Below are 14,080 nucleotides of genomic sequence, written 5' to 3'. Positions count from 1 at the left end.
CTACGGGGGAGCGTGCGCGGGTGTGGCGCATCGCTAAGGAGGTGTTCAGCGCCAGTGGGCAATCTTCACAGAGGAAGGGGTGGACACATGAGAGGCATTGCTTTCGGGGCGGATGGGCAACCGAGCGCACAGGGCGCGACCCGCAGGGAACTGCGGCGTGCTGGTCACCCGCAGTCCCGAGATGAACGATTCACAGCACACACACTTGGGTCGCCATGCCGAGGACCTGCTGCTCCAGCGCGCAACCCGTCACCGTCGCACGAGCGTGCGCAAGGGTGCCAGCAGAGAGACCAGCACATCACGGCAGAGAGAGCCGTACATCGCGGAGTAGGAAGCACTGCGTGAACGCACCCGTTGCTACGGGGAACCACTTTGCGCTGGGAGAGGCCATCGAGAGGACCTGCCCCTCTTCAATCCTTTCTTCAGCGCTTCCTGCGAGGTGGAGATCCTCGGCGTGTGGGGACGAGGTTGCATACAATTCCAACGGCGAGTACGGCCACCGAGCCCAAGAACTGGGCCTGCTGTGGCGCCGCCATTGCACGCTTTGGGGCACCACGAACACGTACAAATCACCTGTAGATACGGGCAATTCAACACGGTTTCGAGGTGGACCCTGAGGCGTGAACAGGTAGAGTGCATAGTCGTACCGGAAACCAAACACGGCGCTCATGTTTCACGTGAAACAAGGGCGATCTGACAGGGAGTGTGTGTGAGCGTCGAACAGAAGGGCACCGGCCCGAGCTCGCAAGTGGATGCCGCCACTAACCAATCCGGACCCGGGGGGGACGTTTCACGTGAAACCCACGACGCCTTCCAGGGCATGGATGACGATGCTGGGAGCCCGTTGGCTAACGAGATGATCGAAACCGAACGTCAGCGCAAGGCGCTTGAATCGGCTCACTTCCCGCGGCCCAAGCAGACACGGATCTTCGCGGTTTCGAACCAGAAGGGCGGAGTGGGGAAGACCACCACATCCGTCAACGTCGCGGCAGCACTGGCACAGCGCGGTGCGAATGTGCTCGTCATTGACGCTGACCCACAGGGCAATGCCTCGACAGCATTAGGCGTGGATCACCGCGAGGGAACTCCGTCAATTTACGACGTGCTCCTTAACGACACTCCGATGGCGAAGGTCGCCAAGCGTAGTAGCGAGATCCCGACATTGTGGTGTGTCCCCGCAACGATTGACCTGGCGGGCGCTGATATTGAGCTTGTCTCTGTAGTGCGGCGCGAGTTCCGCTTGCATGACGCACTGATGGAGTTGATGGAGGGCCCGGGTAAGAACCTCGATTACATCTTCATCGATTGCCCACCTAGCCTTGGGTTGCTGACCTTGAATGCCATGGTCGTGGCGCAAGAGATCTTGATCCCTATCCAATGCGAGTACTACGCACTAGAAGGGCTTACCCAGCTCATCAAGACCGTAGAGATGGTGCGCAAGCATCTCAACAAGAACCTTGATCTCTCCACCATCGTGTTGACGATGTACGACGGCCGGACAAACCTGGCACGTGAGGTCGCTGAGGAGGTTCGCTCCCACTTTGCTGAGCAGACACTCACGCAGACCGTGCCACGTTCAGTCAGGGTCTCCGAGGCCCCGAGCTTTGGACGTACCGTCATTACCCACGACCCACACTCCAGTGGGGCAGTGGCCTACCTATCTGTAGCCAAAGAAATTGCCGAGCGCGGTGTAGCCGCAGAGCACAACGAGAGGGACATGGCGTGAGCGCAGCGAAGAGGGGACTGGGCCGTGGCCTGGGTGCACTGATTCCAGAAGCACCGGCACAAGAGCCCGCCACCACGGACGTAGCCAGTAGCGATACTGGCGAAGCTGCATCAGGTAAGGACACGGCTACCGCAACCAAGCAACGGCCACGCGACGTCTTCTTCAGTTCCCCTGCGCAGGAGCCAAAGGAGGAACTGCTCCCAGTTCCCGGCGCCACTTTTGCACACATCGATGTCTCGGGAGTGGTTCCGAACCCACGCCAGCCCCGCGCTGTCTTCGACGAAGATGCCCTCGCCGAGCTTGTCGGATCCATCAAGGAAATCGGCGTCCTACAGCCCATCGTGGTGCGTACGCTCCCTTCGGGCGGGCATGAACTGATCATGGGCGAAAGGCGCCTTCGTGCGTCAAAGGAAGCCGGGCTCGACCTAATCCCGGCCATTGTCAGGAATACCGACGACAATGACATGCTGCGCGACGCCCTCGTCGAGAACCTCCACCGCAGTCAGCTCAACCCCCTCGAAGAAGCGGCGGCTTACCAACAGCTCCTCGAGGACTTCGACATCACCCACGAGCAGTTGGCGGAACGTATCTCTCGCTCTCGCCCACAGATCTCCAACACATTGCGCTTGCTGAGGCTCCCACCTGTCGTGCAGCGCCGCGTGGCAGCCGGAGTGCTCTCAGCGGGTCACGCGCGGGCGCTACTGGGCCTTGAAGATGCAGATCAGATGGAGCGGCTCGCACAAAGGATCGTTGCCGAAGGCCTCTCCGTGCGGGCGACCGAGGAAGCCGTCACTCTCGGCATGGAGGACGAGCCGAAGAAGAAGGGCAGTGTGCGTCCCGGTGGACGCACTCCCGCGCTGGATGACCTCGGTTCCCGACTCGGTGACCGCTTTGACACGCGCGTGAAGGTGCAGCTCGGGAAGTCGAAGGGGCGAATCACCATCGAGTTCGCCACCGTTGACGACCTCAACCGCATTATTCGCGAGATTGACCCAAGTGACCCAGGTTTGGCGGGCTAACGCTGACAAGTCCGGAAGACACAGACGCCGCAGGTGAGGACCAAAAGGTCCATCTACCTGCGGCGATACTGTTTCTGGTTTAGGAGAAGGGCGTGAGCCTCTTCTCATATAGATAAAAGGCGCTAGCCGCGTCCGTGGCGCTCAAGCGCGTGTTGAGCAATTCCCGAATAGACGCTGGCGAGGTCCCGACCATCAGCCTCGACGGCTTGAGGGAACAGGGAGGTCTCGGTCATTCCAGGAGCGACGTTGATATCGACAACCTGCGCCACGCCTTCCTCATCGAGAATGATGTCGATGCGCGAAAGATCACGAAGGTGAAGAAGTCGGTGGACCTCGAGCGCCGCACGCGTCACCTCGGCTGACTGTGCATCATCGAGACGTGCAGGTGCGAAGTACTCCACACGCCCCGCGTTGTATCGCGCGTCGAAGTCGTATGGTCCGTTGGCCGAGATCTCCACGGGTGGGAGTGCGGCGGCATCAGCGCCGGTACCTAGGATTGACACCGCGACTTCGGTGCCCGTCACCGCCTTCTCAATGAGAGCCGTCGCGTCGTATGCAAAGCAGTGCACCAGTGCACGGTTCAGCTCGGCACGCTCCTGCACAATGGAAACTCCGAGAGCAGAACCGCCACGTGCAGGTTTGATGGCAAGCGGCAGGCCCAGTTTGTGAACCACGGCATCCATCACCTGCTCGGCGCCCACTTCACGGAACAAAGACTGGGGGAGGGTCACGTACTCAGGCGTAGAGACGGTGGAGCGACTCATGACTGCCTTGGCGACGGGCTTCACCCATGCCACTCGCGCCGTACGCGCCTCAGTGCCGACGTAGGGCACGTCAAGCATCTCCAGGAGACCCTGGAGTGAACCATCCTCGCCAGAGGCCCCATGCAGCATCGGCCATACGACGCCGTCACCCAACTCCTTGACTGCAGGAATCAAGTCGGAGTCGACATCGTGCACCGTGACCTTCGCGCCCGCGTGACGCAGCGCCTCTTGAACACGCCTACCTGAGCGGATGGAAACATCACGCTCGTGCGACAACCCACCGGAAAGTACCAGGACATTCATGAGATCTCCCATTGCTACGCGAGGTCGGGTGAAGGGAAGTCAACGGCGTCGCCACGGCCTTTGCCGGCGACCCCAAAGAGGTTCACGGTTTCCATCTCTGCCTCCACCACCGACGCGAGCCGGCGGACGCCCTCGCGGATGCGTTCGGGCGTGGGATAGCAGTACGACAACCGCATATGGGTGGAACCCTGGCCGTCGAAGTAGAACGCGGTTCCAGGGACGTAGGCCACACGCGCGGTGACGGCCCGGGGGAGCATCGACTTAGCATCGAGGCCCTCGGGAAGCTTGACCCAGACGTAGAAGCCCCCGTCAGGGACGTTCCACGACGCCTGGGGTAGGTGCTCCTCAAGAGCCGAGATCATTGCATCACGGCGTTCGCGGTACTGCTCGCGGAATTTCTTGATCTGTCCCTGCCAGTCCGAATGATCCAGATATGTGCGGATCGCCAACTGGGAAGCGTTCGAAGGGGACAGGATGGCGGCTTCCGATGCGAGCACGAGCTTCTCGCGCACTGCGTGAGGCGCTACCGCCCAACCCACGCGGTACCCGGGAGCGAAAGTCTTGGAGAAGGACCCCAGATAGATGACGCCTTCCTCACTCAACGAACGCAAGGCCGGCAGGGGCTCGCGATCGAATCCCAACAGGCCGTAAGGGTTGTCCTCAAGAATGAGCACCCCATGGCGCTTGCAGATATCGACGACCTCCTGACGCCGCGAGAGCGCCAGTGTGACACCGCCAGGGTTGTGATAGTTCGGGACGGTGTAGAGGAACTTGACCCTGCGTCCAGCAGCCTTGACCTCGGTAAGAACCCGGTCCAGCTCGGCAGGGATCAAGCCGTCAGCATCCATAGCCACGTGCTCGACATCTGCCTCGTGGGCACGGAACACGCCAAGGGCCCCCACATAGGACGGCGCCTCCGCGACCACGACATCGCCGGGATCCAAGAACACCGTGGAGACCAAATCCAGGGCCTGCTGTGAGCCGGTGGTGACAACAACATCGTCCGGATGCGCCGAGATCGCCTCAAGAGCCATGACCTCGGTGATCTGTTCACGCAACCCCTCGTCGCCTTGTCCGGATCCGTACTGAAGTGCTACCTCGCCCTGCTCGACAATGAGACGACGAGACATCTCCCCAATCTCTTCGAGGGGCAGACCGCCGATGTAGGGCATGCCGCCAGCAAGAGACACCACCTCAGGGCGGTTCGCTACAGCGAACAGCGCACGAATCTCCGACGCTCTCATCCGGTGGGCGCGCGCGGCGTACGCATCGAACCAAGGATCGAGTCGGGTGCCGTGACGGTCGGATGTGCTCATGGGGGTCAGTCTTTCATGTGTTGGGATGCGGACATGCGAAAGGCCGGGGTCTCAATGACCCCGGCCCCACACAAATGAATCAGTGGATTAGCCGAGGACCTCATCAAAAAGTGCCGCCAGGGCAGGCTTGGGCTTGGCGCCCGAAACGGACTTCACAACCTCGCCACCCTTGAAGAAAGTCATGGTGGGAATGGACGTGACGCCGTAGGCCATGGCCAGTTGCGGGTTTGCGTCAGTGTCGACCTTGACGACCTTAATGCGGCCCGCGTACTCGGCAGCCAGCTCATCAAGAACAGGAGCAACCGCGCGGCACGGGCCGCACCAGGTTGCCCAAAAGTCCACAATCACAGGCACCGACGAGTCGATGACCTCGTTCTGGAAAGAATCCTCCGTGGCGGCAACAGGCGCAGCAGGCAAGGCTGCCGCGGGTGCCTCAGTGACAGCAGGAACGGCCTCGTCACCGCTCGTGGCGGCATCGGCGAGGTTGTCGAGGAAGTGCTGTGCATCCAGGGCGGCGGAGCAACCGGAACCAGCCGCGGTGATGGCCTGGCGGTAGCGGTTGTCGACCAAGTCGCCACACGCAAACACTCCGGAGACGTTGGTCGCTGTGGTGCGGCCTTCGACGAGGACGTAGCCCTCAGCATCGGTGTCGACAACTCCGGTGAGGAGTTCCGAACGAGGAATGTGGCCAATGGCGACGAACATTCCAGTCGCGGCGATGGTCTTCTCTTCGCCAGAGATACGGTCGCGCACCTGTACGCCCGAGAGCTTGTCTTCACCTTCAAGGCCAACAACGTCGGCGTTCCACACGAACTCGATTTTCGGGTCGTTCTTGGCACGGTCGGCCATGATCTTCGAGGCCCGAAGCTCATCGCGGCGGTGAACGATCGTCACCTTGGAGGCAAAGCGGGTCAGGAAGGTCGCTTCTTCCATGGCGGAGTCGCCACCACCGATGACCACCACTTCCTGGTCACGGAAGAAGAACCCGTCGCAGGTCGCACACCAGGAAACGCCCTTGCCGGAGAGGCGCTTCTCATCGTCAAGGCCGAGTTCCCGGTACGCCGAGCCCGTTGCCAAGATGACGGAGTGCGCCGAGTACTCCTTGCCGAGTCCCGTCTTGACGGTCTTGACGTCGCCCTCAAGCGACATCTCGGTCACATCGTCGAACTCGATCTGCGCACCAAAGCGCTCAGCCTGGCCCTGGAGAGTCTCCATGAGCTCCGGACCCTGAATTCCTTCAACAAAGCCGGGGAAGTTCTCGACCTCAGTGGTGTTCATCAGTGCACCACCAGCCGTCACGGATCCTGCAACAACCAACGGGTCAAGTCCCGCGCGTGCAGCATAGATAGCGGCCGTGTAGCCGGCAGGGCCGGATCCCACGATGATCAGGTTGCGAGTCTCGCTCACGGTGTTTCCTTACATAACGACGGCGGAGAGTGCGTTTGCGCTCACCCATTGAACAGATCGTAGACGGCGTATCTTCCCGCTCCAACATGAAGAGTTCGTGATCTAGCCCTCTTCGGGTGGCTCTGGGCTGGGCGAGGGATAAGGCTCGACTGAGTACGTGAAGCTGGGGTACGGGTTCGGCGTTTGGTCGACCGTGGCCGAATCGGGGGTTGTGGTGAATGACTTGAACGCCAACACCAGGATGATGACGAGTGCCACGAAGGTCAGGGACAGCACGATGGGACCTGCGTTGAGGGGCCCCGATCGTTGGGCGCGGGCATGCGCACGCACGTGAGCCGCTTCGATGGCCTCGGAGCCGGGCCACCACCGATGCAGTGTGCCCGTGACGAACTCGACGAACGATGGCTTGTGTTCAGCATTCTGGGCGTCGACGATGGTGTTCCACGCCCGGATCGGTTCCTCTTTGGGGTCCGGGGGAGGGAGTTCGGAATCATCGACCTCTTCGGGAGCAGACGCGATCACGCGTGCGCGCATCCAGCGGTCGTCCACCATGGCGGCTGCTGCGGCGATGGTTTCGACAGTCACACCGATGTCTGACGGTTCCAGGGGCAGAAGTGACTGGTCTTCGCCTTCGGGTGCCACGGTGGGAACCGTCAATGAGGACACCGGAGACGGTGGCGTGGCGGCGGAGGCGGGGGACAGGACTGAAATGGCCGATGGTGCGGCCGTAGCGATTGCGGCCTTGCGTAGCGCGCCGGCTGGGGGCACGCCGAGGTCACGGATCAGGGCGGAGAGGGTGGTGGGAACCTCCCCAGCTTGGTATCTCGCGAGACGGGCGGATTCGACCGAAGTATCCTCTTCGACCTCGTGTTCGATGTCGTCGGCGTCAGACTCGGTGCCGTCAGACCGGTCACCATCAGATTCAGTGCCGTCACGTTCGGACTCGACGCTTCCAGCTTCCGACTCAGCAACGGCATCGGTGCCAGTCACGATGCTGACGTAGATTGCAGCGAGTGCACGGACGTCGGCTTCCTCCGAGATCTCTTCGATCTCGTCATGAGCCAAGGCCACGGGCCCGTCAACACCCCAGCCTGTGACGATGACGCGCCCCGAGGGCGACACCAACAGCGAGGAAAGGGTCAACGCACCGTGAGACGTCCCCTGCGCGCCGGCCACCGAGAGAGCCCGCGCAGCTTCAGACACGAGTGCACTCGCCACATCAGCCGACGTGTGGCCCTTGGCGACGATGTCGGCCGCACTGACGCCACGCGGGCGTTCCGACACGACGTAGATCAGCGATGCGCCATCTTCGGAGTGCCTGCCGCTGGAAACGATGCGGGCAAAGCGGGCGTCACGTACCTGCGCCGCGCGCACCGAAGCCTGTCGAATTCGAGCACTTGATTCGCCGCGGACAAGGTCGACGGTGACCTTTTGAGCAAGTCGGGAATCCTCAGCAATCCAGCGTTCGGTGTGTGCGGGAGCGTCCTCTACCGGGTTCACCAAGGTAAAACGCCGTCCTAGCGTCGTACCTGGTTTCACCGTGATGGCTCCTTCAGCCGGGGGAGTGAGGGAATGACCACCATCATAGAACGCGGGCGGCGTTAGTTGCGGCGGATTTTGCGCATCAGTGGTGCAACAGCCTCATCGAACTCGCTGACGTGAAGAAGTTTGAGCATCGCAGCGTAGACCGCCAACATCACCGAGCCAATAATGATCACGCATGCGACAGCCGTGAAGAGTCCGCCCCATCCGCTCAGGGACTCTGCGGCAGGCGCGAATCGCACTGCGACGAGCCCCACGACCCCGGCAACGAGTCCAGCAACAAGTGCACGCACATGGGTGCGCAACACCCGTGCGCCACCGCCACCGCCGAGGCGCCTGCGTAAGCCGCCAACGCGCAAGAGGACGCCGGTCCAGTTGCTGAGCGCCATGCCGAACGCGACACCTACCGTCCACCAGCGGGGATCCGTGAAGAGTTGGAAGGCGTAGGCAGTCGCGATCCATACCAGTGCCATTGGAATGTGCATGAGGAAGATGGCGCGCGCTTCCTCAAGCGCAAAGTACAGCCGTTTGATCATCACGGTGGCGCCCAAGGGAACCAGCCCCAGCATCATCACCATCAGCACTTGGGAGATCGCAATCACGTCGTCGCCACTGACGGTGGGGATCGCTGCACGCGTGATGAGGGGCGCCAACACCAGCATCGCGATCGTGGCAAAGATGGTGAACACTCCCGTGACTCGGAGGCCGCGGGACGTTCCTGCTCGCAAGGCGGGGATGTTGCCGGTGACGGCGAATCTAGCCATGCCGGTGTACATCGCAGTGATGAGGGACACCGTGACGAGTGAATGCGGCACCATGTACAGCGACATCGCTTGAAAATATGCCGCGTTGCTGGCGACGATGTCGGGGCTGGCGGCGACGGCGGCGGCAGCGCTGACGCGGGTCACGAGGGTGACGGCCACCTGCTCCACGAGGACCGCTGCGAGGGACCACTTTGCGATGGTGCCCACGACGGCAAGTTCGCCCTTGGGGCCTTTCCATTGCCAACGCCAGCGATATCCGCCGCGGACCATGGGAACGATGAGGATGAGCGCTTGAGCCGCGATTCCGAGTGTGGCGAAGCCCGCGAGCAGCGCAATTCTGTCGGGGGTCCAGTCGGAGATGTTGGCGAGGTCTTCAGCTGTGGAGGCTGGCTCGATGAAGGGACCAAACACCCACAGGTAGATGCCAAGTCCAATGATGGCGACCACGTTATTGAGTGCGGGCGCCCACATGAAGGGACCGAACTGCTCGCGCGAGTTGAGGACTTCGCCAAGCAGGGTGTACACGCAGTAGAAAAACAGCTGCGGAATGCACCAGTAGGAGAAGGCGGTGGCCAACGCCACCATTTCTGGAGGCCAGTTGTGGGTGTACAGGTGGACCCACAACTGGGCGCTCAAGGTCGCGATGATGGTGATGGCGAGGGAGAGCACGCCGCCGATGGTCAGGATGCGGTCCACGGTCCGCTTTCCCCCAGGGCGAGCGAACGCCTTCACCATTTGTGGCACCAGCACGGCGTTGAGGACTCCGGCTGCAAGGATCGCGAACATGACGTTGGGCAGCCGGTTCGCGATGTCGTATGCGTTCGCCGCTACGGATGTCGCTCCGATGGCCGCGACTAGCAGGGCGTTTCGGGCAAAGCCAAGTCCACGAGATGTCGCGGTGCCGGCGACCATGACCGCGGAGTTGCGGCTGAGTGACTTGCGTGGAGGTGCTGGCATGGCGTCAGCGTCACCGGTCTCGTCCGGTTCTGCGGGGTCGACGCTAGTCACGGGACACCTGGCCCTTGTGGCCATCATCGGCACTAGTGTCCTCACGTGACGCGCTCTCAGCGTCAGGCTCTGCGGTACCTGACGAGTCTGCGCCGCGTTCGGACGCTTCCTCTGAGTCGTTCTCGATCTCGACGTCCCCCGTCTGCGGAGCGGCGTCGGTGCGGGTGTCCTTGCGGCCACGGCGGATGGTGCGGATGATTCCCGCAATCAAGAGCAGCACCAGAAGACCGGTGAAAACGAGAGTTGCTGCGGTGCCCCAGTCGGCGCGGACACGGATGGAGAACTGCTGATCGTCGGTCAGTGCGACGCCGTCGGGTGACTCAAGATGGGCGGTCATGTCCACATTGGCGTAGGACACAGCGGAGACGTGAACGAGCGCTTGGCGAGTCTCACCGGCAGGAACTTCAACCGTAGGGGAGTCCAGCACCGTCAGGTTGGGGGAGTTTGAGGCCAGGACCACGCTGACGGCCACATCCCAGTCAAGCTCGTTGTTGACGGTGAGGGGTACTTCGCCGTCCTCTGACAGCAAGTTGAGGTCGGACCCTGAAGCGATCGACACTGAGTTCAGTGTGGTCGCGGTGTCTGACAGTGCGGCGTTCGTCAGGCTCGTGTGCGCGTCAGGTGTGAGGCGAGCGGAGAGTCGCACGGCGTCAGTGAGGACTGACCCCCATGCGTCGTACGCGTCCTGCGGCATCGTCGTGGCGGTTGCGAGGGTGGCGAGTGGGTCCAACTCGTCTCCGAGCGCAGCCACATAGTCCGCAGGAGCATCGGACTCTTCACCCGCGGTGGCAGGAACGGAGAGGGAGCGTGGTGCTGCCTCACCGAGGATGTCCGTCAATCCGGTGGGCGTCGTCCAGGGAAGTTCCTCGAAGTCCTCGATGAGTGTGGGGGTCGACGTGGATGTCTGCCACCTAGACCCGGGTGCGACAAGGGCGGAGGGGTTGCCGTCCAATGCGAGGAGCGCCGACTCGGCAACGACTCGACTCCACTGCGCAACCGTCCCTGGCCGGTATGACTCGATTGCTTCCGTGAGACCCGCACTGGGGATCAGGACCGGGATGGAGTCATCGCCAATGGGGACCGTCGCCACGGGAAGGTCTCCAGCATCCGCTCGCAGCGTCTCGATCTCCGCAGTGTCGTGTGAAACCAGCAGCGCTTGAGCACCGGCATTGTGGGCGAGTGTTGCGGTTGACTGGTCGACGACCGGAACGGGCGCGATCCATCCTGGGTCGAGGGAGGACGCGAGGGACGATGCTGGCGTTCGTTGGAGAGCGAAGGACAGGAGGCGGGGGTCTTCGGCGTGGGCGAGGGACGTGATGTCTGGATTGCCGGAGGGTAGCCACCAGGTGTCGCGTTCGAAGAGGTTCGCGTCAAACACCATGGGGTTCGTGAGTGTGGTCGGGTCGACCGCGAGTGATGCTGAACTGTCCTCGATGGCAGAGACAATCTGGCCTGTCGTAATGGTGTCGGTGCTGGTCGACGCCAAGAAGCCCGTCTTGAGGGCCGGGATGTCGCCTTCCGTCCACGTGAACGCCACCGCGTCGACCTGCGACGTCCCTTGATCGGAGACAACGGCAACTGTCATGCCGTACACCCCGGCGGCGGAGCCGAGGTCGACGTCGTCTCCAGTGACCATGAAGGTAGTGCTTTGACGAGGGCTGAGCGTGCGCCCGACCGGAACTTCCTCTGCGGCGTCCCCGCCCTCGTCCTCACTCCCAGCATCGTCCGTTTGCGGTTCTTCTTCGTCTGGCACCACGAGTTCTGGATCTCGCGCTTGCTCCACGACGGAGAACGCACTGGGATCCTCGAGGAAGGCGGCAAGCTCCGCACTCGAGCCGAGGGGTTGTGCCGTGGTTGATACCACCACGGAAGCGCCGGTGATCTCGTTCACGGAACCGTTGGTGGCGCGCACCTGGGCGCTGAGGGCCGATGCCCGGTCAGAGGATGCACTGAAGTCGACCAGGGTGGCGGTAAGTCCCGAAATTTCGGTAGCGACGGTAGGCGCTGGGGGCACCGGTGTCGTGGCAGCGTTCTGTGCCACCGGTGCTGCTGTGGCTGCCGACGCTGCGGTCATCGCTGCGATCGCGAGGACAGCAGCGCTCCAGACGCGCGCGCTCACTGCTCAGGACGGAGCAACCGGATGGCCGCCTGAGCCATCTTTCGCTCGTTGGGATAGGCCAAGCGCTGCCGCAAATCTGCGACTGCGATCCACTCTGCGACTTCCGCTTCATGGTCGGGGTCGTTTTCCGTCGTAATGACGCCCCCCTTGTACTCCATGAGGTAGTGGTGCACGACCTTGTGGACACGGCGGTCGTCGCCGGTAAACCAGTAGTCGATCACGCCGATGGGTTGGATGATCTCGGCATCCACACCCGTCTCCTCAGCAACCTCGCGGATCGCGGCCTCTTGCGGAGTTTCTTCACCCTCAATATGCCCCTTGGGGAGGCACCATTCAAGCCGTCCTGCACGGTTGCGACGGCCGATGCACGCGACGACGGCCGTGCCATCGTCGACCTTCACGACGATGCCGCCAGCGGAGGTCTCGTTTGAGACGGGAAGGTGAGAGGCACGCTGTGCAGCACTGTCCTTGCGTTGCCGCATAGACGCACCACCAGGCGGCGGTGGCGCCGGTATGGGGTGTGGCACAGGTGGACGGGGCATGCGCCAACTCTAACGAGGCCAGCGCGTACCTGAGGCAAACTCGCGGAAGTGAAGCCGTCCCAGACGTGATCTGGGAACATAGACCCGTGACTTCTCCCCAGCCTGTATCCCTCGATGTCCTGCAGCAACGTTCTCAGGTCCTGTGGGACGCACTGCCTGAAGAGGTCATGGACTTGGCCGCTCGATTCGACGCGGCGGGTCACGAGTTTGCACTGGTCGGGGGGCCAGTACGCGATGCGTTCCTTGGCCGCTCCAGTGCTGACATGGACTTCGCCACCTCCGCGCGTCCCGACGAGACCGAGAAGATTCTGCGGACGTGGACCTCCGCGACGTGGGATGTGGGCCGAGCCTTCGGCACCATCGGTGGCCGACGTGCAGGACTGATGGTAGAAATCACCACCTTCCGCAAAGACGAATATGACGGCATCACACGTAAGCCCGTAGTCGCCTTTGGAGATGCCCTCGAAGGAGACCTTGCGCGCCGCGACTTCACCGTCAACGCAATGGCGGTCCGCCTACCCGCCAAGGAGTTCGTGGATCTTCACGGTGGTCTGGAGGATCTCGCGGGAGGGCTTCTGCGCACTCCCATCGAACCCGACGTCTCCTTCTCCGACGACCCCCTCCGCATGATGCGCGGAGCGAGGTTCGCTTCCCAACTGGGCTTCGACATCGAGCCAGCAACCTTCGCCGCAATGTCGCGCCTGGCGGAGAAAATCACGCTCGTCTCTGCCGAGAGGGTTCGCGACGAATGGTGCAAGCTGATGCTGGGAGCCCACCCACGCATCGGCCTGGCTGCTCTGGTGGACGCCCAACTCGCAGACCACGTCCTCCCCGAACTCCCCGCCCTCAAACTCGAAGTAGACGAGCATCACCACCACAAAGACGTCTACGAGCACACCCTGACTGTGCTCGAGCAGGCCATCGACCTCGAGACCGATGTCGACGGCGCCGTGCCAGGACCTGACCTCATTTTGCGTTTGGCAGCGCTCATGCATGACGTCGGGAAGCCACCGACCAAACGCCTCGAAGCAGGTGGCGGTGTGAGTTTCCACCACCACGAGGTCGTGGGCGCAAAGATGACACGCAAACGGCTCAAAGCACTGCGCTTCGACAAGGACACCATTAAGGCCGTCTCGCACCTAGTGGAGTTGCACCTGCGGTTCCACGGCTACGCAGACGCCCGATGGTCAGACTCCGCCGTGCGCCGCTACGTCACCGATGCGGGAGACCAGCTTGAACGGCTCCACCGCCTGACGCGCGCCGACGTCACCACCCGCAACCGCCGCAAAGCCGACCGCCTCTCGTTTGCATACGACGACCTCGAACACCGAATTGCTGAACTGCGCGAACAGGAAGAGATCGACTCGATCCGCCCCGACCTCGATGGCAACGACGTCATGGAGATCTTGGGCATCGGCCCTGGACGTGACGTCGGCCTGGCCTACAAGTTCCTGCTGGAACTACGCATGGAGCATGGACCGCTCGGCCGGGAACGCGCTGAGGCTGAACTCCGCCAGTGGTGGAGTCAGCAGTCCTGACCGCGTACGAGGGTGAGTGCAGTACAGCATTC

The 14,080-nt window shown here is 62.4% G+C and carries 10 protein-coding genes; 3 read left to right on the top strand and 7 right to left on the bottom strand.

Going from position 1 to position 14,080, the window contains the following annotated elements:
* Positions 1 to 709: 709 nt before the first annotated feature.
* On the top strand, positions 710 to 1,726 hold the full coding sequence (locus AOP79_RS03620; RefSeq protein ID WP_304512068.1) for a ParA family protein: 1,017 nt from the start codon (positions 710 to 712) through the stop codon (positions 1,724 to 1,726).
* Positions 1,723 to 2,745: a ParB/RepB/Spo0J family partition protein gene (locus tag AOP79_RS03615; protein ID WP_062070491.1), complete on the top strand. Its 1,023-nt coding sequence runs from the start codon at positions 1,723 to 1,725 to the stop codon at positions 2,743 to 2,745. The genes AOP79_RS03620 and AOP79_RS03615 overlap by 4 nt, the downstream gene beginning before the upstream one ends.
* A 122-nt stretch (positions 2,746 to 2,867) precedes the next feature.
* On the opposite strand, the gene AOP79_RS03610 is transcribed toward AOP79_RS03615, so the two are convergent.
* From AOP79_RS03610 to AOP79_RS03580, 7 genes are all read right to left on the bottom strand, one after another.
* Positions 2,868 to 3,812: a D-alanine--D-alanine ligase family protein gene (locus AOP79_RS03610; protein WP_152647984.1), complete on the bottom strand. Its 945-nt coding sequence runs from the start codon at positions 3,810 to 3,812 to the stop codon at positions 2,868 to 2,870.
* Between the two features lie 14 nt (positions 3,813 to 3,826).
* Positions 3,827 to 5,137, bottom strand: coding sequence for an aminotransferase-like domain-containing protein (locus tag AOP79_RS03605; protein ID WP_439644672.1), 1,311 nt, complete (start codon positions 5,135 to 5,137; stop codon positions 3,827 to 3,829).
* A gap of 78 nt (positions 5,138 to 5,215) precedes the next feature.
* The gene (gene trxB, locus AOP79_RS03600; protein WP_082093321.1) at positions 5,216 to 6,535 is read right to left on the bottom strand and encodes a thioredoxin-disulfide reductase; all 1,320 of its coding nucleotides are present in this window, start codon (positions 6,533 to 6,535) and stop codon (positions 5,216 to 5,218) included.
* A gap of 102 nt (positions 6,536 to 6,637) precedes the next feature.
* A complete protein-coding gene (locus tag AOP79_RS03595; RefSeq protein WP_152647983.1) occupies positions 6,638 to 8,074 on the bottom strand; it encodes a protein kinase family protein in 1,437 nt (478 codons plus the stop codon).
* A gap of 62 nt (positions 8,075 to 8,136) precedes the next feature.
* Positions 8,137 to 9,849, bottom strand: coding sequence for a murein biosynthesis integral membrane protein MurJ (gene murJ, locus AOP79_RS03590; RefSeq protein WP_062070483.1), 1,713 nt, complete (start codon positions 9,847 to 9,849; stop codon positions 8,137 to 8,139).
* Entirely contained in the window at positions 9,842 to 11,968 is a 2,127-nt protein-coding gene (locus tag AOP79_RS03585) for a DUF6049 family protein (protein ID WP_062070481.1), read from the bottom strand. The genes murJ and AOP79_RS03585 overlap by 8 nt, the downstream gene beginning before the upstream one ends.
* Positions 11,965 to 12,510: an NUDIX hydrolase gene (locus AOP79_RS03580; RefSeq protein ID WP_082093319.1), complete on the bottom strand. Its 546-nt coding sequence runs from the start codon at positions 12,508 to 12,510 to the stop codon at positions 11,965 to 11,967. Before AOP79_RS03580 ends, AOP79_RS03585 begins: the two co-directional genes overlap by 4 nt.
* A gap of 86 nt (positions 12,511 to 12,596) precedes the next feature.
* Here AOP79_RS03580 and AOP79_RS03575 point away from each other — a divergent pair, with 86 nt between their 5' ends.
* Complete coding sequence (locus tag AOP79_RS03575) at positions 12,597 to 14,048, top strand: CCA tRNA nucleotidyltransferase (protein WP_062070477.1); 1,452 nt, start codon at positions 12,597 to 12,599, stop codon at positions 14,046 to 14,048.
* The last annotated feature ends 32 nt before the right edge of the window (positions 14,049 to 14,080 follow it).

Source organism: Demequina sediminicola (genome assembly GCF_000975055.1).
Lineage (GTDB): Bacteria > Actinomycetota > Actinomycetes > Actinomycetales > Demequinaceae > Demequina > Demequina sediminicola.
This window is presented reverse-complemented; position numbering and strand designations above follow the sequence as displayed.